Annotated in this window: 31 protein-coding genes; 29 read left to right on the top strand and 2 right to left on the bottom strand. The window is 68.6% G+C overall.

Features of this window, described 5'->3' with window-relative positions:
• The first annotated feature begins 35 nt into the window (after window positions 1–35).
• From rplB to truA, 27 genes are all read left to right on the top strand, one after another.
• Window positions 36–872, top strand: coding sequence for a 50S ribosomal protein L2 (gene rplB, locus ACFVU3_RS23300; protein ID WP_017239576.1), 837 nt, complete (start codon window positions 36–38; stop codon window positions 870–872).
• A gap of 12 nt (window positions 873–884) precedes the next feature.
• Entirely contained in the window at window positions 885–1,166 is a 282-nt protein-coding gene (gene rpsS / locus ACFVU3_RS23295) for a 30S ribosomal protein S19 (protein ID WP_043230274.1), read from the top strand.
• A 44-nt stretch (window positions 1,167–1,210) separates the two neighbouring features.
• Complete coding sequence (rplV, locus tag ACFVU3_RS23290) at window positions 1,211–1,558, top strand: 50S ribosomal protein L22 (protein WP_030359020.1); 348 nt, start codon at window positions 1,211–1,213, stop codon at window positions 1,556–1,558.
• Complete coding sequence (gene rpsC / locus ACFVU3_RS23285; protein ID WP_030759375.1) at window positions 1,558–2,388, top strand: 30S ribosomal protein S3; 831 nt, start codon at window positions 1,558–1,560, stop codon at window positions 2,386–2,388. Before rplV ends, rpsC begins: the two co-directional genes overlap by 1 nt.
• 5 nt (window positions 2,389–2,393) lie before the next feature.
• Window positions 2,394–2,813, top strand: a complete 420-nt coding sequence (rplP, locus tag ACFVU3_RS23280; protein WP_015035580.1) for a 50S ribosomal protein L16 — start codon at window positions 2,394–2,396, stop codon at window positions 2,811–2,813.
• Entirely contained in the window at window positions 2,813–3,037 is a 225-nt protein-coding gene (rpmC, locus tag ACFVU3_RS23275) for a 50S ribosomal protein L29 (RefSeq protein ID WP_030494258.1), read from the top strand. The genes rplP and rpmC overlap by 1 nt, the downstream gene beginning before the upstream one ends.
• Complete coding sequence (rpsQ, locus tag ACFVU3_RS23270; RefSeq protein WP_024755411.1) at window positions 3,037–3,318, top strand: 30S ribosomal protein S17; 282 nt, start codon at window positions 3,037–3,039, stop codon at window positions 3,316–3,318. Before rpmC ends, rpsQ begins: the two co-directional genes overlap by 1 nt.
• A 105-nt stretch (window positions 3,319–3,423) precedes the next feature.
• A complete protein-coding gene (gene rplN / locus ACFVU3_RS23265) occupies window positions 3,424–3,792 on the top strand; it encodes a 50S ribosomal protein L14 (RefSeq protein ID WP_003956455.1) in 369 nt (122 codons plus the stop codon).
• A 2-nt stretch (window positions 3,793–3,794) separates the two neighbouring features.
• Entirely contained in the window at window positions 3,795–4,106 is a 312-nt protein-coding gene (rplX, locus tag ACFVU3_RS23260) for a 50S ribosomal protein L24 (RefSeq protein ID WP_043230276.1), read from the top strand.
• Entirely contained in the window at window positions 4,103–4,660 is a 558-nt protein-coding gene (gene rplE / locus ACFVU3_RS23255) for a 50S ribosomal protein L5 (RefSeq protein ID WP_360309124.1), read from the top strand. The genes rplX and rplE overlap by 4 nt, the downstream gene beginning before the upstream one ends.
• 5 nt (window positions 4,661–4,665) lie before the next feature.
• Window positions 4,666–4,851, top strand: coding sequence for a type Z 30S ribosomal protein S14 (locus ACFVU3_RS23250; protein ID WP_003956452.1), 186 nt, complete (start codon window positions 4,666–4,668; stop codon window positions 4,849–4,851).
• Window positions 4,852–5,074: 223 nt separating this feature from the next.
• Window positions 5,075–5,473 (top strand): 30S ribosomal protein S8, encoded by a 399-nt coding sequence (rpsH, locus tag ACFVU3_RS23245; RefSeq protein ID WP_030759363.1) that lies wholly within the window; start codon window positions 5,075–5,077, stop codon window positions 5,471–5,473.
• Window positions 5,474–5,493: 20 nt separating this feature from the next.
• Window positions 5,494–6,033 carry a 50S ribosomal protein L6 gene (gene rplF / locus ACFVU3_RS23240; protein WP_376598796.1) on the top strand — a complete coding sequence of 180 codons (540 nt, stop codon included), beginning with the start codon at window positions 5,494–5,496 and terminating at the stop codon, window positions 6,031–6,033.
• A 3-nt stretch (window positions 6,034–6,036) separates the two neighbouring features.
• Complete coding sequence (gene rplR / locus ACFVU3_RS23235) at window positions 6,037–6,420, top strand: 50S ribosomal protein L18 (protein ID WP_362182913.1); 384 nt, start codon at window positions 6,037–6,039, stop codon at window positions 6,418–6,420.
• A 45-nt stretch (window positions 6,421–6,465) separates the two neighbouring features.
• Window positions 6,466–7,071 carry a 30S ribosomal protein S5 gene (gene rpsE / locus ACFVU3_RS23230; RefSeq protein WP_030201551.1) on the top strand — a complete coding sequence of 202 codons (606 nt, stop codon included), beginning with the start codon at window positions 6,466–6,468 and terminating at the stop codon, window positions 7,069–7,071.
• Window positions 7,071–7,253 (top strand): 50S ribosomal protein L30, encoded by a 183-nt coding sequence (gene rpmD / locus ACFVU3_RS23225; RefSeq protein ID WP_005313525.1) that lies wholly within the window; start codon window positions 7,071–7,073, stop codon window positions 7,251–7,253. The genes rpsE and rpmD overlap by 1 nt, the downstream gene beginning before the upstream one ends.
• 2 nt (window positions 7,254–7,255) lie before the next feature.
• Window positions 7,256–7,711: a 50S ribosomal protein L15 gene (gene rplO / locus ACFVU3_RS23220; protein ID WP_030494264.1), complete on the top strand. Its 456-nt coding sequence runs from the start codon at window positions 7,256–7,258 to the stop codon at window positions 7,709–7,711.
• Window positions 7,712–7,927: 216 nt separating this feature from the next.
• A complete protein-coding gene (secY, locus tag ACFVU3_RS23215; RefSeq protein WP_390068910.1) occupies window positions 7,928–9,247 on the top strand; it encodes a preprotein translocase subunit SecY in 1,320 nt (439 codons plus the stop codon).
• Window positions 9,247–9,894, top strand: a complete 648-nt coding sequence (locus ACFVU3_RS23210; RefSeq protein ID WP_390068908.1) for an adenylate kinase — start codon at window positions 9,247–9,249, stop codon at window positions 9,892–9,894. Before secY ends, ACFVU3_RS23210 begins: the two co-directional genes overlap by 1 nt.
• A 96-nt stretch (window positions 9,895–9,990) precedes the next feature.
• Window positions 9,991–10,842 (top strand): type I methionyl aminopeptidase, encoded by an 852-nt coding sequence (gene map / locus ACFVU3_RS23205; RefSeq protein ID WP_390068906.1) that lies wholly within the window; start codon window positions 9,991–9,993, stop codon window positions 10,840–10,842.
• Window positions 10,843–11,006: 164 nt separating this feature from the next.
• Window positions 11,007–11,228 carry a translation initiation factor IF-1 gene (gene infA, locus ACFVU3_RS23200; RefSeq protein ID WP_003956442.1) on the top strand — a complete coding sequence of 74 codons (222 nt, stop codon included), beginning with the start codon at window positions 11,007–11,009 and terminating at the stop codon, window positions 11,226–11,228.
• Between the two features lie 63 nt (window positions 11,229–11,291).
• Window positions 11,292–11,405, top strand: coding sequence for a 50S ribosomal protein L36 (gene rpmJ / locus ACFVU3_RS23195; protein WP_003956441.1), 114 nt, complete (start codon window positions 11,292–11,294; stop codon window positions 11,403–11,405).
• A gap of 191 nt (window positions 11,406–11,596) precedes the next feature.
• Window positions 11,597–11,977 (top strand): 30S ribosomal protein S13, encoded by a 381-nt coding sequence (gene rpsM, locus ACFVU3_RS23190; protein ID WP_030759345.1) that lies wholly within the window; start codon window positions 11,597–11,599, stop codon window positions 11,975–11,977.
• 66 nt (window positions 11,978–12,043) lie between these two features.
• Complete coding sequence (gene rpsK / locus ACFVU3_RS23185; RefSeq protein ID WP_003956432.1) at window positions 12,044–12,448, top strand: 30S ribosomal protein S11; 405 nt, start codon at window positions 12,044–12,046, stop codon at window positions 12,446–12,448.
• Between the two features lie 172 nt (window positions 12,449–12,620).
• Window positions 12,621–13,643: a DNA-directed RNA polymerase subunit alpha gene (locus tag ACFVU3_RS23180; RefSeq protein ID WP_030759338.1), complete on the top strand. Its 1,023-nt coding sequence runs from the start codon at window positions 12,621–12,623 to the stop codon at window positions 13,641–13,643.
• Between the two features lie 168 nt (window positions 13,644–13,811).
• The gene (gene rplQ, locus ACFVU3_RS23175; protein WP_031012120.1) at window positions 13,812–14,282 is read left to right on the top strand and encodes a 50S ribosomal protein L17; all 471 of its coding nucleotides are present in this window, start codon (window positions 13,812–13,814) and stop codon (window positions 14,280–14,282) included.
• Window positions 14,283–14,364: 82 nt separating this feature from the next.
• Window positions 14,365–15,222 (top strand): tRNA pseudouridine(38-40) synthase TruA, encoded by an 858-nt coding sequence (gene truA / locus ACFVU3_RS23170; RefSeq protein WP_390068904.1) that lies wholly within the window; start codon window positions 14,365–14,367, stop codon window positions 15,220–15,222.
• Window positions 15,223–15,234: 12 nt separating this feature from the next.
• On the opposite strand, the gene ACFVU3_RS23165 is transcribed toward truA, so the two are convergent.
• A complete protein-coding gene (locus tag ACFVU3_RS23165; RefSeq protein WP_390068902.1) occupies window positions 15,235–16,221 on the bottom strand; it encodes a hypothetical protein in 987 nt (328 codons plus the stop codon).
• A 56-nt stretch (window positions 16,222–16,277) separates the two neighbouring features.
• On the opposite strand from ACFVU3_RS23165, the gene ACFVU3_RS23160 reads away from it, so the two are divergent.
• Window positions 16,278–17,900, top strand: a complete 1,623-nt coding sequence (locus ACFVU3_RS23160; RefSeq protein WP_390068900.1) for an ABC-F family ATP-binding cassette domain-containing protein — start codon at window positions 16,278–16,280, stop codon at window positions 17,898–17,900.
• A 40-nt stretch (window positions 17,901–17,940) separates the two neighbouring features.
• On the opposite strand, the gene ACFVU3_RS23155 is transcribed toward ACFVU3_RS23160, so the two are convergent.
• The gene (locus ACFVU3_RS23155; protein ID WP_390068899.1) at window positions 17,941–18,879 is read right to left on the bottom strand and encodes an NADP-dependent oxidoreductase; all 939 of its coding nucleotides are present in this window, start codon (window positions 18,877–18,879) and stop codon (window positions 17,941–17,943) included.
• 136 nt (window positions 18,880–19,015) lie between these two features.
• Here ACFVU3_RS23155 and ACFVU3_RS23150 point away from each other — a divergent pair, with 136 nt between their 5' ends.
• Complete coding sequence (locus tag ACFVU3_RS23150; RefSeq protein WP_390068897.1) at window positions 19,016–19,408, top strand: winged helix-turn-helix transcriptional regulator; 393 nt, start codon at window positions 19,016–19,018, stop codon at window positions 19,406–19,408.
• Window positions 19,409–19,419: the final 11 nt, after the last annotated feature.

The following is a 19,419-nucleotide window of genomic DNA, read 5'->3' as shown; positions in this document are numbered from 1 at the left end:
GGTCGAGTCGTCCGATATCGGACGAGGACTGAGAAATGGGTATCCGCAAGTACAAGCCGACTACGCCGGGCCGTCGTGGCTCCTCCGTAGCCGACTTCGTCGAGATCACGCGGTCCACGCCGGAGAAGTCGCTGGTCCGCCCCCTGCACAGCAAGGGCGGCCGTAACAACACCGGCCGGATCACCGTTCGCCACCAGGGTGGTGGACACAAGCGCGCCTACCGCGTGATCGACTTCCGTCGTCACGACAAGGACGGCGTGCCGGCCAAGGTCGCTCACATCGAGTACGACCCGAACCGCACCGCGCGCATCGCGCTGCTCCACTACCTGGACGGCGAGAAGCGCTACATCATCGCTCCCAAGGGTCTGACGCAGGGTGACCGCGTCGAGAACGGCCCCGGCGCGGACATCAAGCCCGGCAACAACCTGGCGCTCCGCAACATCCCGGTCGGTACCACGATCCACGCGATCGAGCTCCGTCCCGGTGGCGGCGCCAAGTTCGCCCGCTCCGCGGGTGCCTCCGTGCAGCTGCTGGCGAAGGAGGGCACGATGGCCCACCTTCGTATGCCGTCCGGTGAGATCCGTCTGGTCGACGCCCGCTGCCGCGCCACCATCGGCGAGGTCGGCAACGCCGAGCAGTCGAACATCAACTGGGGCAAGGCCGGCCGCAAGCGCTGGCTGGGCGTTCGTCCGACCGTTCGCGGTGTGGCGATGAACCCGGTTGACCACCCGCACGGTGGTGGTGAGGGCAAGACCTCCGGTGGTCGCCACCCGGTCTCCCCGTGGGGTCAGAAGGAGGGTCGTACTCGCTCGCCGAAGAAGGCTTCGAGCAAGTACATCGTCCGCCGCCGCAAGACGAACAAGAAGCGCTAGGAGCGGGTTTAGATGCCGCGCAGTCTCAAGAAGGGACCCTTCGTCGACGGCCACCTCATCAAGAAGGTGGACGCTCAGAACGAGGCCGGTACCAAGAACGTCATCAAGACCTGGTCCCGTCGCTCCATGATCATCCCGGCGATGCTCGGGCACACGATCGCGGTGCACAACGGCAAGACCCACGTCCCGGTGTTCGTCACCGAGTCGATGGTCGGTCACAAGCTCGGCGAGTTCTCGCCGACGCGTACCTTCCGGGGCCACGTCAAGGACGACCGGAAGTCGAAGCGCCGCTAACAGCGGATCGCATTCAGACACGTAAGTAACTGAGAGGGACAACCATGGAAGCCAGGGCCCAGGCGCGGTACATCCGCGTCACGCCCATGAAGGCCCGCCGCGTGGTGGACCTGATCCGTGGCATGGACGCCACGGAGGCTCAGGCTGTTCTGCGATTCGCTCCGCAGGCAGCCTCCGTGCCGGTCGGCAAGGTGCTCGACAGCGCCATTGCCAACGCCGCGCACAACTACGACCACACGGACGCCTCTTCGCTGTTCATCAGCGAGGCGTTCGTCGACGAGGGTCCGACCCTGAAGCGGTTCCGTCCGCGTGCCCAGGGCCGTGCCTACCGGATCCGCAAGCGGACCAGCCACATCACCGTGGTCGTCAGCAGCAAGGAAGGAACCCGGTAATGGGCCAGAAGGTTAACCCGCATGGGTTCCGGCTCGGCATCACCACGGACTTCAAGTCCCGCTGGTACGCCGACAAGCTGTACAAGGACTACGTCAAGGAAGACGTCGCCATCCGACGGATGCTGACGTCCGGCATGGAGCGCGCCGGCATCTCGAAGGTTGAGATCGAGCGCACCCGCGACCGCGTCCGCGTGGACATCCACACCGCTCGCCCGGGCATTGTCATCGGTCGCCGTGGCGCCGAGGCCGACAAGATCCGCGGCCAGCTGGAGAAGCTGACCGGCAAGCAGGTCCAGCTGAACATCCTCGAGGTCAAGAACCCCGAGGTCGACGCTCAGCTCGTGGCCCAGGCCGTCGCCGAGCAGCTCTCCTCCCGCGTCTCCTTCCGTCGGGCCATGCGCAAGAGCATGCAGTCCGCCATGAAGGCCGGCGCCAAGGGCATCAAGATCCAGTGTGGTGGCCGTCTCGGCGGCGCCGAGATGTCCCGCTCGGAGTTCTACCGCGAGGGTCGTGTGCCGCTGCACACGCTCCGCGCGAACGTCGAGTACGGCTTCTTCGAGGCCAAGACGACCTTCGGCCGCATCGGCGTGAAGGTCTGGATCTACAAGGGCGACGTCAAGAACATCGCCGAGGTCCGCGCCGAGAACGCTGCTGCCCGCGCGGGCAACCGCCCGGCCCGTGGCGGCGCTGACCGTCCGGCCGGCCGCGGTGGCCGCGGTGGCGAGCGTGGCGGTCGCGGTCGCAAGCCGCAGCAGGCTCCCGCTGCCGAGGCCCCCAAGGCCGAGGCCGCCGCCGCTCCGGCTGCTGAGAGCACCGGAACGGAGGCCTGACCGACATGCTGATCCCCCGTAGGGTCAAGCACCGCAAGCAGCACCACCCCAAGCGCTCGGGCATGAGCAAGGGTGGCACGCAGGTCGCGTTCGGCGAGTACGGCATTCAGGCCCTCACGCCGGCGTACGTGACCAACCGTCAGATCGAGGCCGCGCGTATCGCGATGACCCGCCACATCAAGCGTGGCGGCAAGGTCTGGATCAACATCTACCCGGACCGCCCGCTCACGAAGAAGCCTGCCGAGACCCGCATGGGTTCCGGTAAGGGTTCGCCGGAGTGGTGGATCGCGAACGTCAAGCCCGGTCGGGTGATGTTCGAGCTGTCCTACCCGAACGAGAAGATCGCGCGTGAGGCTCTGACTCGTGCGGCTCACAAGCTGCCGATGAAGTGCAAGATCGTTAAGCGCGAGGCAGGTGAGCTGTGATGTCGGCCGGTACCAAGGCGTCCGAGCTGCGCGAGCTGGGCAACGAGGAGCTTGTCGCCAAGCTCCGCGAGGCCAAGGAAGAGCTGTTCAACCTCCGCTTCCAGGCGGCGACGGGCCAGCTCGAGAACCACGGCCGTCTTCGGGCGGTCCGTAAGGACATCGCCCGGATCTACACCCTCATGCGAGAGCGTGAGCTCGGCATTGAGACGGTGGAGAACGCCTGATGAGCGAGAGCAACGTGACTGAGAAGACCGAGCGCAACGCTCGCAAGGTCCGCGAGGGCCTGGTCGTCAGCGACAAGATGGACAAGACCGTCGTCGTCGCCGTCGAGGACCGCGTCAAGCACGCGCTGTACGGCAAGGTCATCCGCCGTACGAACAAGCTCAAGGCTCACGACGAGCAGAACGCTGCCGGCATCGGCGACCGCGTCCTCCTGATGGAGACCCGGAAGCTGTCGTCGACGAAGCACTGGCGCGTCGTCGAGATCCTCGAGAAGGCCAAGTAATCCCTCCTAGGGGGACCCCCTAGGAACAGTTCCGCCAGGCTCGGCGAGGGCCGCTGATCGACCAGCGGCCCCCGCCGGGAACCGGCAGACAATCAGGAGATAGACGTGATCCAGCAGGAGTCGCGACTTCGCGTCGCCGACAACACTGGTGCCAAGGAGATCCTTTGCATCCGTGTTCTCGGTGGCTCGGGTCGCCGCTACGCGGGCATCGGTGACGTCATCGTCGCCACCGTCAAGGACGCGATCCCCGGTGGCAACGTGAAGAAGGGTGACGTCGTCAAGGCGGTCATCGTTCGCACCGTCAAGGAGCGCCGCCGCCAGGACGGCTCGTACATCCGCTTCGACGAGAACGCCGCTGTCATTCTCAAGAACGACGGCGACCCTCGTGGCACCCGTATCTTCGGCCCGGTCGGCCGTGAGCTGCGCGAGAAGAAGTTCATGAAGATCATCTCGCTCGCGCCGGAGGTGCTGTAAGCATGAAGATCAAGAAGGGCGACCTGGTCCAGGTCATCACCGGTAAGGACAAGGGCAAGCAGGGCAAGGTCATCGCGGCCTACCCCGCCGACTCCCGTGTCCTGGTCGAGGGTGTCAACCGGGTCAAGAAGCACACGAAGGCCGGCCCCAACCAGGCCGGCGGCATCGTGACCACCGAGGCGCCGGTCCACGTCTCCAACGTCCAGCTGGTCGTGGAGAAGGACGGCAAGAAGGTCGTCACGCGTGTCGGTTTCCGCTTCGACGACGAGGGCAACAAGATCCGCGTTGCCAAGCGGACGGGTGAGGACATCTGATGGCTACCACCACTCCGCGTCTCAAGACGAAGTACCGCGAGGAGATCGCGGGCAAGCTGCGTGACGAGTTCTCCTACGAGAACGTCATGCAGATCCCCGGCCTCGTCAAGATCGTGGTCAACATGGGTGTCGGCGACGCCGCCCGTGACTCGAAGCTGATCGAGGGCGCCATCCGCGACCTCACCACGATCACCGGTCAGAAGCCGGCCGTCACCAAGGCCCGCAAGTCCATCGCGCAGTTCAAGCTGCGTGAGGGTCAGCCGATCGGTGCGCACGTCACGCTCCGTGGCGACCGCATGTGGGAGTTCCTGGACCGCACCCTGTCGCTCGCGCTGCCGCGCATCCGCGACTTCCGCGGCCTGTCCCCGAAGCAGTTCGACGGCCGTGGCAACTACACCTTCGGTCTCACGGAGCAGGTCATGTTCCACGAGATCGACCAGGACAAGATCGACCGTACCCGGGGTATGGACATCACCGTGGTCACCACGGCGACCAACGACGACGAGGGCCGCGCGCTTCTCCGTCACCTCGGCTTCCCGTTCAAGGAGGCGTAAGCGAGATGGCGAAGAAGGCTCTCATCGCGAAGGCTGCCCGCAAGCCCAAGTTCGGTGTGCGTGCGTACACGCGCTGCCAGCGCTGCGGCCGCCCCCACTCCGTGTACCGCAAGTTCGGCCTCTGCCGCGTGTGCCTTCGTGAGATGGCTCACCGTGGCGAGCTGCCGGGCGTGACCAAGAGCTCCTGGTAATTCCCCTTCGCCCTCTGGGCGTTGGTGAATGACCGGAGTCTCTCGGTAGGCATTGGGATGGCGGACTCCCACCCCCGCATGGCTTAGGCTAGTGGGGTTGGGCGTCCGCCGCCCTTACGACTTACTACGCCGTAGGTCCACCGCACCGCACCCGCCCCGTCTCGGATCGGGGAGAGGGATGGTGCACCAGGAAACCCCGGCGAGAGAGGCCGAAGGCCAATTCATGACCATGACTGATCCGATCGCAGACATGCTCACGCGTCTGCGTAACGCGAACTCGGCGTACCACGACACCGTGACGATGCCGCACAGCAAGATCAAGTCTCACATCGCGGAAATCCTCCAGCAGGAGGGCTTCATCACGGGCTGGAAGGTCGAGGACGCCGAGGTCGGCAAGAACCTCGTCGTCGACCTCAAGTTCGGTCCGAACCGTGAGCGCTCCATCGCGGGCATCAAGCGGATCTCGAAGCCGGGCCTCCGGGTTTACGCGAAGTCCACCAACCTGCCGAAGGTCCTCGGCGGCCTGGGCGTGGCGATCATCTCCACGTCCCACGGTCTCCTGACCGGCCAGCAGGCGCAGAAGAAGGGCGTGGGTGGGGAAGTCCTCGCCTACGTCTGGTAGTCGGGAACGGAGGAATAGCAATGTCGCGAATCGGCAAGCTCCCCATCACGGTTCCCGCCGGCGTGGACGTCACCATCGAGGGCCGCACGGTCACGGTGAAGGGTTCCAAGGGCACCCTGAGCCACACCGTCGCCGCGCCGATCGAGATCGTTAAGGGCGAGGACGGCGTTCTGAACGTCACCCGTCCGAACGACGAGCGTCAGAACAAGGCCCTCCACGGCCTGTCCCGCACGCTGGTGGCCAACATGATCACCGGTGTGACCGCGGGATACGTCAAGGCGCTCGAGATCAGCGGTGTCGGTTACCGCGTGGCCGCGAAGGGCTCCGGCCTGGAGTTCCAGCTCGGTTACAGCCACCCGATCCTGATCGAGGCGCCCGAGGGCATCTCGTTCAAGGTCGAGTCGCCGACCAAGTTCTCGGTCGAGGGCATCGACAAGCAGAAGGTCGGCGAGGTCGCCGCGAACATCCGCAAGCTGCGGAAGCCCGACCCGTACAAGGCCAAGGGCGTCAAGTACGCGGGCGAGGTCATCCGCCGCAAGGTCGGAAAGGCTGGTAAGTAAGCCATGGCATACGGTGTCAAGATCGCCAAGGGCGACGCTTACAAGCGCGCTGCGAAGGCGCGCCGTCACCTGCGCATCCGCAAGCACGTGTCGGGTACGGCGGAGCGTCCGCGCCTCGTCGTGACGCGTTCGAACCGCGGTATCACCGCGCAGGTCATCGATGACCTGAAGGGCCACACCGTGGCGTCGGCGTCCCACCTGGACGCCTCCGTCCGCGGCGGCGAGGGCTCCAAGTCCTCGCAGGCCCAGCAGGTCGGCGCCCTGGTCGCCGAGCGCGCCAAGGCCGCCGGTGTCGAGGCCGTCGTGTTCGACCGTGGTGGCAACAGGTACGCCGGGCGCATTGCCGCTCTGGCTGACGCCGCCCGCGAAGCCGGGCTGAAGTTCTAAGCCCCGGTTCCGGGACTAACGGACGTAACAGAGAGAGGTATTCCAATGGCTGGACCCCAGCGCCGCGGCAGCGGTGCCGGTGGCGGCGAGCGGCGGGACCGGAAGGGCCGCGACGGTGGCGCTGCCGCCGCCGAGAAGACCGCGTACGTTGAGCGCGTAGTCGCGATCAACCGCGTCGCCAAGGTTGTCAAGGGTGGTCGTCGTTTCAGCTTCACCGCGCTGGTCGTGGTGGGCGACGGTGACGGCACCGTGGGTGTCGGTTACGGCAAGGCCAAGGAGGTGCCGGCCGCCATCGCCAAGGGTGTTGAGGAGGCCAAGAAGCACTTCTTCAAGGTCCCCCGTATCCAGGGCACCATCCCCCACCCCATCCAGGGTGAGAAGGCCGCGGGCGTCGTCCTGCTCAAGCCGGCTTCCCCCGGTACCGGTGTGATCGCCGGTGGCCCGGTGCGCGCCGTCCTGGAGTGCGCCGGCGTCCACGACATCCTGTCGAAGTCGCTCGGCTCCGACAACGCGATCAACATCGTGCACGCGACCGTGGAGGCCCTGAAGGGCCTGCAGCGTCCCGAGGAGATCGCGGCTCGCCGTGGTCTGCCCCTCGAGGACGTCGCCCCCGCGGCTCTGCTTCGTGCGCGTGCGGGAGCGGGTGCGTAATGGCTCGCCTCAAGATCACGCAGACGAAGTCGTACATCGGCAGCAAGCAGAACCACCGCGACACGCTGCGTTCGCTCGGGCTCAAGCGCCTGAACGACGTGGTCGTCAAGGAGGACCGCCCCGAGTTCCGCGGAATGGTGCACACCGTCCGCCACCTCGTGACGGTTGAGGAGGTCGACTGATCATGGCGGAGAACAACCCGCTCAAGATCCACAACCTCCGTCCCGCCCCGGGCGCCAAGACCGCCAAGACCCGTGTGGGTCGTGGTGAGGCGTCGAAGGGTAAGACGGCCGGTCGTGGTACCAAGGGCACCAAGGCCCGTTACCAGGTTCCGGAGCGCTTCGAGGGTGGCCAGATGCCCCTCCACATGCGTCTCCCGAAGCTCAAGGGCTTCAAGAACCCGTTCCGCACCGAGTACCAGGTCGTGAACCTGGACAAGCTGGCCGCGCTCTACCCGCAGGGTGGCGAGGTCACGGTGGCCGATCTGGTCGCCAAGGGTGCGGTTCGTAAGAACCAGCTCGTCAAGGTGCTCGGCACCGGCGAGGTCTCCGTGGCGCTGCAGGTGACGGTCGACGCCGTCTCCGGCTCCGCCAAGGAGAAGATCGCCGCCGCCGGCGGCACCGTCACCGAGCTCGTCTGAGACGACTCGATGGCCTGAACATCCGACCGGGGATGCCTCCCAAAAGGGGCATCCCCGGTTGGTCGTTCCTAGGGGGGCATGGTCGCCGGTAAGGTGGCGTGCACCGTCCATGCTCATGCGGTATAGACCGCCGGAGCCGGGACCGATCCAAACAGTCCTTATCGAATCTCAAGACCGTCACCTCTGACGCATAGCGCGGGGGTCGCAGGAGGCACCGTGCTCACCGGCTTCGCCCGGGCGTTCAAGACGCCCGACCTGCGCAAGAAGCTGCTCTTCACGCTGGCGATCATCGTGCTGTACCGCCTCGGGGCCCACGTCCCCGTGCCCGGCGTCAAGTACGAGGCCGTCCAGATGTGCGTGGACCAGGCGAGCGAGGGCAACAACAGCCTGTTCGGCCTGGTGAACATGTTCAGTGGCGGCGCACTGCTGCAGATCACCATCTTCGCGCTCGGCATCATGCCGTACATCACGGCGAGCATCATCCTGCAGTTGCTCACCGTCGTGATCCCGCGTCTGGAAGCCCTCAAGAAGGAGGGCCAGAGCGGTACGGCGAAGATCACGCAGTACACCCGCTACCTGACGATCGCGCTCGCGATCCTCCAGGGCACGGGCCTCGTGGCCACCGCCAAGAGCGGCGCCCTCTTCAGCGGCTGCAGCGTCGCCGACCAGGTCGTCCCGGACCCCTCGATCTTCACCATCACCGTCATGGTCCTCACCATGACGGCGGGCACCGCCATCGTCATGTGGCTCGGTGAGCTCATCACCGACCGCGGCATCGGCAACGGCATGTCGATCCTGATGTTCATCTCGATCGCCGCCGGCTTCCCGGGCGCCCTGTGGGCCATCAAGGAGAGCGGCAAGCTCGCCCAGGGCTGGATCGAGTTCGGCACCGTCATCCTCATCGGCTTCGTGATGGTGGCCCTCGTCGTCTTCGTCGAGCAGGCCCAGCGCCGCATCCCGGTGCAGTACGCGAAGCGCATGATCGGCCGCAGGTCGTACGGCGGTACGTCCACTTACATCCCGCTGAAGGTGAACCAGGCAGGTGTGATTCCTGTCATCTTCGCGTCGTCGCTGCTCTACATCCCGGCTCTGATCGCGCAGTTCTCCAACTCCACCGCGGGCTGGAAGACCTGGATCGAAGCCCACTTCGTCAAGGGTGACCACCCCTACTACATCGCGACGTACTTCCTTCTGATCGTGTTCTTCGCCTTCTTCTACGTGGCGATCTCGTTCAACCCCGAGGAAGTCGCCGACAACATGAAGAAGTATGGTGGCTTCATCCCGGGTATCCGGGCTGGTCGACCTACTGCCGAGTACCTGAGCTACGTGCTCAACCGGATCACTTGGCCGGGCTCGCTGTACTTGGGTCTGATCGCTCTTGTGCCGACGATGGCGTTGGCAGGCTTCGGCGGTGCCAATGCCAACTTCCCCTTCGGTGGGACGAGCATCCTCATCATCGTGGGTGTCGGGCTGGAGACCGTGAAGCAGATCGAGAGCCAGCTCCAGCAGCGCAATTACGAAGGGTTCCTCCGCTGATGCGAATCGTCCTCGTCGGACCGCCCGGGGCCGGCAAGGGAACGCAGGCCGCGTTCCTCGCCAAGAACCTGGCCATCCCGCACATCTCCACGGGTGACCTGTTCCGTGCCAACATCTCGCAGGGCACGGCGCTGGGCCTGGAGGCCAAGGGTTACATGGACCGGGGCGAGCTCGTCCCGGACGAGGTGACCATCGGGATGGCCAAGGACCGTATGGAGCAGGCCGACGCCGCCAACGGCTTCCTGCTCGACGGGTTCCCGCGCAACGTGGCTCAGGCCGAGGCCCTGGATGTCGTGCTGAAGGCCGACGACATGCAGCTGGACGCGGTCCTGGACCTCGAGGTCCCCGAGGACGAGGTCGTGAAGCGGATCGCGGGTCGCCGCATCTGCCGCAACGACTCCTCGCACGTCTTCCACGTCGAGTACAACGCCCCGAAGACCGCGGGCGTCTGCGACACCTGCGGTGGCGAGCTCTACCAGCGCGCGGACGACTCCGAGGAGACGGTCCGCACCCGCCTGGAGGTCTACCACACGCAGACCGAGCCGATCATCGACTACTACCGGGCGCAGAACCTGGTCGTGACGATCTCCGCGCTCGGCAAGGTGGACGAGGTCACGGCGCGTGCGATGGACGCGCTGAAGAAGTAACCCCACGCTCACGCGGTACGGCCGCGGTGCCCCTCACGGGCGCCGCGGCCGTATCGTTGTTCTGTCCCCGTACTCGTAGGAAAGGCCCCCGTCACGATGGTGCAGATCAAGACCCCCGAGCAGATCGCGAAGATGCGCGAGGCGGGGCTGGTCGTCGCCGCCATCCACGCGGCGACCCGCGAGGCGGCCGTGCCGGGCGCGACGACGAAGGACCTCGACGAGGTCGCGCGCAAGGTGATCGCCGACCACGGGGCGAAGTCGAACTTCCTCGGGTACGGCGGTTTCCCCGCGACCATCTGCACCTCGGTCAACGAGGTCGTCGTCCACGGCATCCCCGACGAGAAGACCGTCCTCAAGGACGGCGACATCATCTCCATCGACTGCGGTGCGATCGTCGACGGCTGGCACGGCGACGCCGCCTACACCGCCTTCGTCGGCACCGGTCACGCCCCGGAGCTGATCGAGCTCTCCCGCGTGACCGAGGGCTCGATGTGGGCCGGCATCGCCGCGATGCGGGTGGGCGCGCGCCTGGTCGACATCTCCCGGGCGATCGAGACGTACATCAAGCGCCAGCCGCGGCCGGCCGTCGGCGACCACAGCCTCGGCAAGTACGGCATCGTCGAGGACTACGGCGGCCACGGCATCGGCACCGAGATGCACATGGACCCGCACCTGCTGAACTACGTCTCCCGCAAGCGCGGCAAGGGTCCGAAGCTGGTCCCCGGCTTCTGCCTGGCCATCGAGCCCATGGTCTCCCTGGGCACGCCGCACACCGAGGTGCTGTCGGACGACTGGACCGTCGTCTCCACCGACGGCACCTGGTCCTCCCACTGGGAGCACAGCGTCGCCCTCACCGAGGAGGGCCCCCTGGTCCTGACCGCGGTCGACGGCGGCAAGGCGAAGCTGGCGGAGCTGGGCGTCACCGCCGCGCCGGACCCCCTGGCCTGATCGCCGGGAAACCGGCGGAGTAACGATCTTCCGCGCTGGGCAGATTCCCCGGATTCGTCTTTTCGAGGGGCCTGGCGTAGACTGATGCGTCGGCTCTCGTGTACCCGTGTGTCCGCACCGGGAGAGCGAGAGTCGATCAAGGTAGCCGATTCGAAGGGCGAAGCGTGGCCAAGAAGCAAGGTGCCATCGAGATCGAGGGCACCGTGATCGAGTCCCTGCCGAACGCCATGTTCAAGGTGGAGCTCCAGAACGGTCACAAGGTCCTCGCGCACATCTCCGGCAAGATGCGGATGCACTACATCCGCATCCTCCCGGACGACCGGGTCGTCGTGGAGCTCTCCCCGTACGACCTGACGCGTGGCCGGATCGTCTACCGGTACAAGTAGATCTTGCCCGCACCCCGCCTCCGCGCGCGGGTGGTGGCACTGACCCGGAGAACCTCACATCCCATGAAGGTCAAGCCGAGCGTCAAGAAGATCTGCGACAAGTGCAAGGTGATCCGCCGTCACGGCCGGGTCATGGTCATCTGCGACAACCTGCGCCACAAGCAGCGCCAGGGCTGACGCACGCCGACCGAACCTGCATCTCGCAGTTCTTCGCGCGACGCATAGCAACACGTACATACGCAGAGCCCGTCCGACCGTCCTCGCACGGTTGACGGCACCTCCGGCGGGGGCCGGGGACCCGATCTGTACCTCACACGGCAGCCGGGAACGGTTCTGCAGCAGACCCCCGAGAACACAGGAGCCATTGAATGGCACGCGTTTCCGGTGTTGACATCCCGCGCGAGAAGCGCGTGGTGGTCGCACTCACCTACGTCTTCGGCATCGGGCGTACCCGGTCCGAGGAGATCCTCGCCGCCACCGGCGTGGACCCGTCCACCCGTGTCCGCGACCTTGCCGAGGAAGACCTCGTCAAGATCCGCGAGTACGTGGACGCCAACCTCCAGACGGAGGGTGACCTCCGCCGCGAGATCGCCGCCGACATCCGCCGCAAGGTCGAGATCGGCTGCTACCAGGGCCTCCGCCACCGTCGTGGCCTGCCCGTCCGCGGCCAGCGCACCAGCACGAACGCTCGTACCCGCAAGGGCCCGCGTCGCGCCATCGCCGGCAAGAAGAAGCCGGGCAAGAAGTAGTCCTCAGCGGACGCTTGACCAAGCGGTCTTCGCTGTAGGACCGACCACCTCCCGTAGGAGTAAGAGATGCCCCCCAAGGGTCGTCAGGGCGCTGCCAAGAAGGTGCGCCGCAAGGAAAAGAAGAACGTCGCTCACGGCCACGCGCACATCAAGAGCACGTTCAACAACACGATCGTCTCGATCACGGACCCCTCGGGCAACGTGATCTCCTGGGCCTCCGCCGGCCACGTCGGCTTCAAGGGCTCGCGCAAGTCCACCCCCTTCGCCGCGCAGATGGCCGCCGAGTCGGCCGCCCGCCGCGCGCAGGAGCACGGCATGCGCAAGGTCGACGTCTTCGTCAAGGGTCCCGGCTCCGGCCGTGAGACCGCGATCCGCTCCCTCCAGGCCACCGGCCTCGAGGTCGGCTCGATCCAGGACGTCACCCCCACGCCGCACAACGGCTGCCGTCCCCCCAAGCGCCGCCGCGTCTGATCCGGGGCAGCGCGTTCAGCGCTGCCGCGTGTGACGTACGGCCTGCTTGACCAGGGCATCCGGGCGGTGCGTCCCCTCCGGGGGGCGTACCGCCCGTACCCTTGCAGTACGCAGTACCGCTCCACCCCCGTCGGGCGTCAAATAGTGGGCGTCCACGACTGAAGGAACACACATGCTTATCGCTCAGCGTCCGTCGCTGACCGAAGAGGTCGTCGACGAGTTCCGCTCCCGGTTCGTGATCGAGCCGCTGGAGCCGGGCTTCGGCTACACCCTCGGCAACAGCCTCCGCCGTACCCTCCTCTCCTCGATCCCGGGTGCCGCTGTCACCAGCATCCGCGTCGACGGTGTCCTGCACGAGTTCACCACCGTGCCGGGCGTCAAGGAGGACGTCACCGACCTCATCCTCAACATCAAGCAGCTGGTCGTCTCCTCGGAGCACGACGAGCCGGTCGTGATGTACCTGCGCAAGCAGGGCCCGGGTCTGGTCACCGCCGCCGACATCGCGCCCCCGGCCGGTGTCGAGGTGCACAACCCCGACCTCGTCCTGGCGACCCTGAACGCCAAGGGCAAGCTGGAGATGGAGCTGACCGTCGAGCGCGGTCGCGGCTACGTCTCCGCCGTCCAGAACAAGCAGGTGGGCCAGGAGATCGGCCGTATCCCGGTCGACTCCATCTACTCGCCCGTCCTCAAGGTCACCTACAAGGTCGAGGCGACCCGAGTCGAGCAGCGCACCGACTTCGACAAGCTCATCGTCGACGTCGAGACCAAGCAGGCCATGCGCCCGCGCGACGCCATGGCGTCCGCCGGCAAGACCCTGGTCGAGCTGTTCGGTCTCGCCCGCGAGCTGAACATCGACGCCGAGGGCATCGACATGGGCCCGTCCCCGACGGACGCCGCCCTCGCCGCCGACCTCGCGCTGCCGATCGAGGAGCTCGAGCTCACCGTTCGTTCGTACAACTGCCTCAAGCGCGAGGGCATCCACTCCGTGGGTGAGCTCGTGGCGCGTTCCGAGGCCGACCTGCTCGACATCCGCAACTTCGGTGCGAAGTCGATCGACGAGGTCAAGGCGAAGCTGGCCGGCATGGGCCTGGCCCTCAAGGACAGCCCGCCCGGATTCGACCCGACCGCCGCCGCCGACGCCTTCGGCGCGGACGACGACGCGGACGCCGGTTTCGTCGAGACCGAGCAGTACTAAGAGCTCGGGCCCTTCGGGTCCGTACTCGGGTGCGGGTGGACTGTCGCTGGTCGCGCAGTTCCCCGCGCCCCTTCCGGGGCCCTGCCCCGGTCTCCGACGGGTGACCGCCCGCTCGGACACTGACACCGGTACCTCATACGGCCGGTGCAGATCACAAGGAGAAACACCATGCCGCGTCCCGCGAAGGGTGCCCGCCTCGGCGGTTCCGCCGCTCACGAGAAGCTGCTGCTCGCCAACCTGGCGAAGTCGCTGTTCGAGCACGGCCGCATCACGACGACCGAGGCCAAGGCCCGCCGTCTGCGTCCCGTCGCCGAGCGCCTCATCACCAAGGCGAAGAAGGGCGACATCCACAACCGTCGCCTGGTGCTGCAGACGATCACCGACAAGGGCATCGTCCACACCCTCTTCACCGAGATCGCCCCGCGCTACTCGGAGCGTCCGGGTGGTTACACCCGCATCACGAAGATCGGCAACCGTCGTGGCGACAACGCCCCGATGGCCGTGATCGAACTGGTCGAGGGCGAGATCGCCAAGAAGGCGACCGTCGCCGAGGCCGAGGCCGCCACCAAGCGCGCCGTCAAGGAGGCCGACGAGGCCGCCGCCGTCGAGGCGACCGAGGACGAGGCGAAGGACGCGTAAGCGTTCTTCCGACGTTTCTCGCGGACGGGCCCGTACCCCCTGGGGTGCGGGCCCGTTCCCGTGTGTCTGAGAGGATCTCCGAGTGAGTGATGACGTGCAGCCCGGGTTCGTACGGGTACGGCTGGACCTTTCGTACGACGGCCGGGACTTCTCCGGCTGGGCCAAGCAGGCCCGGGGGCAGCGGACCGTCCAGGGCGAGATCGAGTCCGCGCTGAAGACCGTGACGCGCTCCCCGGAGACGTTCGAGCTGACCGTCGCCGGCCGGACCGACGCCGGCGTGCACGCGCGCGGACAGGTCGCCCACGTCGACCTGCCGGAGGAGCTGTGGCAGGAGCACCGCGAGAAGCTGCTGCGGCGGCTCGCGGGACGGCTCTCGCACGACGTGCGGGTGTGGAGCGTCGCCGAGGCCCCCGAGGGCTTCAACGCCCGGTTCTCGGCGATCTGGCGCCGGTACGCCTACCGGGTCACCGACCACCCCGGCGGCGTCGACCCGCTGCTGCGCGGCCATGTGCTCTGGCACGACTGGACCCTCGACATGGACGCCATGAACGAGGCCGCGGCGGCGCTGCTGGGCGAGCACGACTTCGCCGCGTACTGCAAGAAGCGCGAGGGCGCCACCACCATCCGCACGCTCCAGGAGCTGCGCTGGGAGCGGCGGCCCGACGGCATCCTGGAGGCCACGGTCAAGGCCGACGCCTTCTGCCACAACATGGTCCGCTCGCTCGTCGGCGCGCTGCTCTTCGTCGGCGACGGCCACCGGCCGGTCGAGTGGCCGGGGAAGGTGCTGGCCGCCGGCGTCCGCGACTCCGCGGTGCACGTCGTCCGCCCGCACGGCCTCACCCTCGAAGAGGTCGGCTACCCGGCCGACGACCAGCTCGCCGCCCGCAGCCGGGAGGCCCGCAACAAGCGCACCCTCCCCGGCGCGGCCGGCTGCTGCTGAGCCCGGGCCCCGCTACCGCGGCGGGGCCGAGGAGGCCGCGGCCGCCTTCGCCTGGCTCTTGCCGCGGGCGTAGATCTGGTTGAAGACGAAGGTGCCGAGGTCGTCGCTGGCCTGGAAGACGGGCTTGTCCTTGGTGGTGACCTTGGTGCCGTTCGCGAAGCCGGCCTGCGTGAAGTAGGCGTAGCGGCCGACCGAGTTGGAGCGGCGGAGGCAGACGGTGGCGTGGCAGAACGAGCCGACGCCCTTGCCGGCGAGGGGCGCGATGCCGCCGGTGGCCTGCTTCTTCGCCGCCAGGGCCGCCTTCTCGGAGGGGAAGACGGCCACGCCGACGGTGATCGCCACGCCGTCCTTCACATAGGTGGCGCGCAGCACGCGCTCGCAGCCGTTCTTCTGCAGGACCGAGCCGAGCCCGCCCGTGGTCACCGAGGCGCAGTTCTTCGTCGCGGAGGTCGCGCCCTTCTTGTAGGGGCGGCCGAACATGGTGAGCTTCGTCCCGGGGTAGAGCCCGTCGGTGGTCAGCGGCGCCCTGTCCTTCTTCGGGTCGGTGATGTAGTCCTTCGGGTCCGGCGGGGGCGGCGGGGCCACGGAGGAGAAGGTCGGCGCGGGGGTGGGGGAGACCGTCGCGGTGACGGAGCCCGTGGGCGTCGGGCCGCTGTTCTTGGCCTCGTCGTTCTTCTTGTTCGTCGCCACGACGGCGGTGGCGACGATCGCGCCCACGGCCACCGTGGCCACCGCGCCGCCCGCGATCAGCAGCCGGCGCCTGCGGCGCCTGCCCGCCGCCGAGGCGTCCGCGAGGGCGCCCCAGTCAGGGGCGTCGCCGCCGTCCCGGCCCGCCGCGAACGGGTCCGGCCGCTGCTGCCACTGCTGTCCGTGGGCCGGCTGCTGCGGCTGCCCGTACGGCCCCGGCTGCTGCGGGTACCCGTACCCCTGCTGCTGTCCGTGCCCCTGCTGCCCCTGATGCTGCGGCTCCTGCGGCCACTGCGGTCCCCCAAAGCTCATGCCGCGCATCCTAAACCGCTTGGGAGAAACGGACGCGGGCGGTGACAATGCACCTCATGGGACATGTCGAGGCCGCGCATCTGGAGTACTACCTTCCCGACGGGAGGGTCCTGCTCGGGGACGCCTCCTTCCGGGTCGGGGAGGGCGCCGTCGTCGCGCTCGTCGGGGCCAACGGCGCCGGCAAGACCACCCTCCTGCGAATGATCGCGGGAGACCTCCAGCCGCACGGCGGCTCGGTCACCGTCAGCGGCGGGCTCGGCGTGATGCCGCAGTTCATCGGCTCGGTACGGGACGAGTCGACCGTCCGCGACCTGCTCGTCTCCGTGGCGCACCCGCGGATCCGGGAGGCGGCGAAGGCCGTCGACGAGGCCGAGCACCTGATCATGACCGTCGACGACGAGGCCGCGCAGATGAAGTACGCGCAGGCGCTCGCCGACTGGGCCGAGGTGCAGGGGTACGAGGCCGAGACCCTCTGGGACATCTGCACCATGGCCGCGCTGGGCGTGCCGTACGACAAGGCGCAGTTCCGTCAGGTGCGCACGCTCTCCGGCGGCGAGCAGAAGCGGCTCGTCCTGGAGTCGCTGCTGCGCGGCACCGACGAGGTGCTGCTCCTCGACGAGCCGGACAACTACCTCGACGTGCCCGGCAAGCGGTGGCTGGAGGAGCGGCTGCGGGAGACCCGCAAGACCGTGCTCTTCATCTCCCACGACCGGGAGCTGCTCTCCCGGGCCGCGCAGAAGATCATCGCGGTGGAGCCCGGCGCGGCCGGCTCCGACGTGTGGGTGCACGGCGGCGGCTTCGACACCTTCCACGAGGCACGGCGGGACCGCTTCGCGCGCTTCGAGGAGCTGAAGCGGCGCTGGGAGGAGAAGCACGCCCAGCTGAAGAAGCTCGTCGTCAACCTGCGGCAGGCGGCCTCGGTCAGCCACGACATGGCCTCCCGGTACGCGGCGGCCCAGACCCGGCTGCGGAAGTTCGAGGAGGCCGGCCCGCCGCCGGAGCCGCCGCGCGAGCAGGACATCCGGATGCGGCTGCGCGGCGGCCGTACCGGCGTCCGGGCCGTGACCTGCGAGAACCTGGAGCTCACCGGGCTGATGAAGCCCTTCTCCCTGGAGATCTTCTACGGGGAGCGGGTCGGCGTCCTCGGCTCGAACGGCTCCGGCAAGTCGCACTTCCTGCGGCTCCTGGCCGGTGACGGGTCGGTGGCCCACACGGGCCTGTGGAAGCTGGGCGCGCGGGTCGTCCCCGGGCACTTCGCCCAGACCCACGCCCACCCCGAGCTCACCGGCCGCCCGCTCGTCGACATCCTGTGGACCGAGCACGCCAAGGACCGGGGCGCGGCGATGTCCATGCTGCGCCGCTACGAGCTGGAGCGGCAGGGCGACCAGCCCTTCGACAAGCTCTCCGGCGGCCAGCAGGCGCGCTTCCAGATCCTCCTCCTGGAGCTGGCCGGCACGACGGCGCTCCTCCTCGACGAGCCCACGGACAACCTGGACCTGGAGTCCGCGGAGGCGCTCCAGGACGGTCTGGAGTCCTACGAGGGCACGGTCCTGGCCGTCACCCACGACCGCTGGTTCGCCAAGAGCTTCGACCGCTATCTGGTCTTCGGCTCGGACGGCGTGGTGCGGGAGACGACCGAGCCGGTGTGGGACGAGCGGCGGGTCGAGCGGGCGCGCTGACCGCGGGCGGCCGGGCGGGCGGTTTGCCCCCGCCGGGCCCTCACGGCAGCAGGACCAGGCGGCCGCGGAGGCCGCCCCGGGACAGACGGCGGTGGGCCTCCGCCGCCTCCGCCAGCGGCAGGGTGCCCGCGACGCGGGGGGTGAGGGTGCCCGCCTCGGCGAGGGCCGACAGGCGGGCCAGCCCCTCCTGGTCCGCGCGGACCCAGACCGGGGCGACCCGGATCCCGCGGAGCGGGTACGGGGCGCCGCCCGCGACCAGGGCGGCGAAGGCGCCGCCGGTACGGACCGCGTCCAGGGCCGCCGCGCCCAGGACGGCGGCGTCCAGCGCCCCGGCGACACCGCCGGGGACCAGGGCGCGGACCGCCTCGCCGAGCCGGCCCGGGCCCGCGGGGACGAAGAGGGCGGCGCCCAGCTCCCGTACGAGGGTCTCGTCGGCGGCGCGGCCGGTCGCCACCACCCGCAGGCCGCGTGCGGCGGCGAGCTGCGCCGCGTACCCGCCGACCGCGCCGGCCGCGCCCGTGACCAGCAGCGTCCCGCCCTCCGCCAGGTCGAGGGCGTCCAGGGCCTGGAGCGCGGTCAGCCCGGCGAGCGGGAGGGTCGCGGCGGCCGCGGGGTCGAGTCCGGCCGGCGCCGGCGCCACCGCGTGCGCGTCCAGGACCACGTGTTCGGCCTGGGTGCCGAGGGGGACGTCGAGCCGGTCGTTCATGCCGATGACCCGGTCGCCGGGGCGGACGCGGGTGACGCCCGGGCCGGTCTCCTCGACGACCCCGGCCACGTCCCAGCCGAGCCCGGTGCGGCCCCCGCCGCTCATCAGCCCGGCCCCGGCGAGGACGCCGGCGCGGGTGGCGAGGTCCACCGGGTGGACGGTGGCGGCCTCGACCCGCACGCGGACCCGCCCGGGGCCGGTGGCGGGGACGGGGACGTCGGCGATCCGCAGGACCTCGGGGCCGCCGAAGGAGTCGAGGACGAGTGCGCGCATGGGCCGGGGCCTTTCGAGGGGACGACCGGACCGAGGGGACGGTCCGGTGTGACGGTCCTCACGAACCTAGGGAGGGCTACTCTCCGGGGGGAAGCAGGCACCTGGAAGTGCGTACCGCACCCGAGGGAGAGCGCCCATGGCCACCCGTACCGCCGCCGAGCACCGCGCCGAGGCGCGCCGCGCCTATGACGCCTATCTCGCCGGCTGCCCCGCCCGGCAGCTTCTCGACCGGCTCTCCGACAAGTGGGTCACCCTCGTCCTGAACGCCCTGGCGGACGGCCCCCGCCGCTACGCCGGACTGAGCCGCAAGGTCGCCGGCGTCAGCCAGAAGATGCTCACGCAGACCCTGCGCACCCTGGAGCGGGACGGTCTGGTCTCCCGCACCGTGACCCCCTCCGTGCCGGTCCGGGTCGACTACGCGCTGACCCCGCTGGGGGAGTCGCTGCTGCCGGTGGTGGCGGCGGTCAAGGAGTGGGCGGACGGGCACATCGAGGAGGTGGAGGCGGCGCGGGCGGCGTACGACGGGTGACACCCAGGGGC

Source organism: Streptomyces sp. NPDC058052 (assembly GCF_042885515.1).
Taxonomy (GTDB): Bacteria; Actinomycetota; Actinomycetes; order Streptomycetales; family Streptomycetaceae; genus Streptomyces.
Note: the sequence above shows the minus strand (reverse complement) of the source record. Positions and strands in the feature narration are given on the sequence as shown.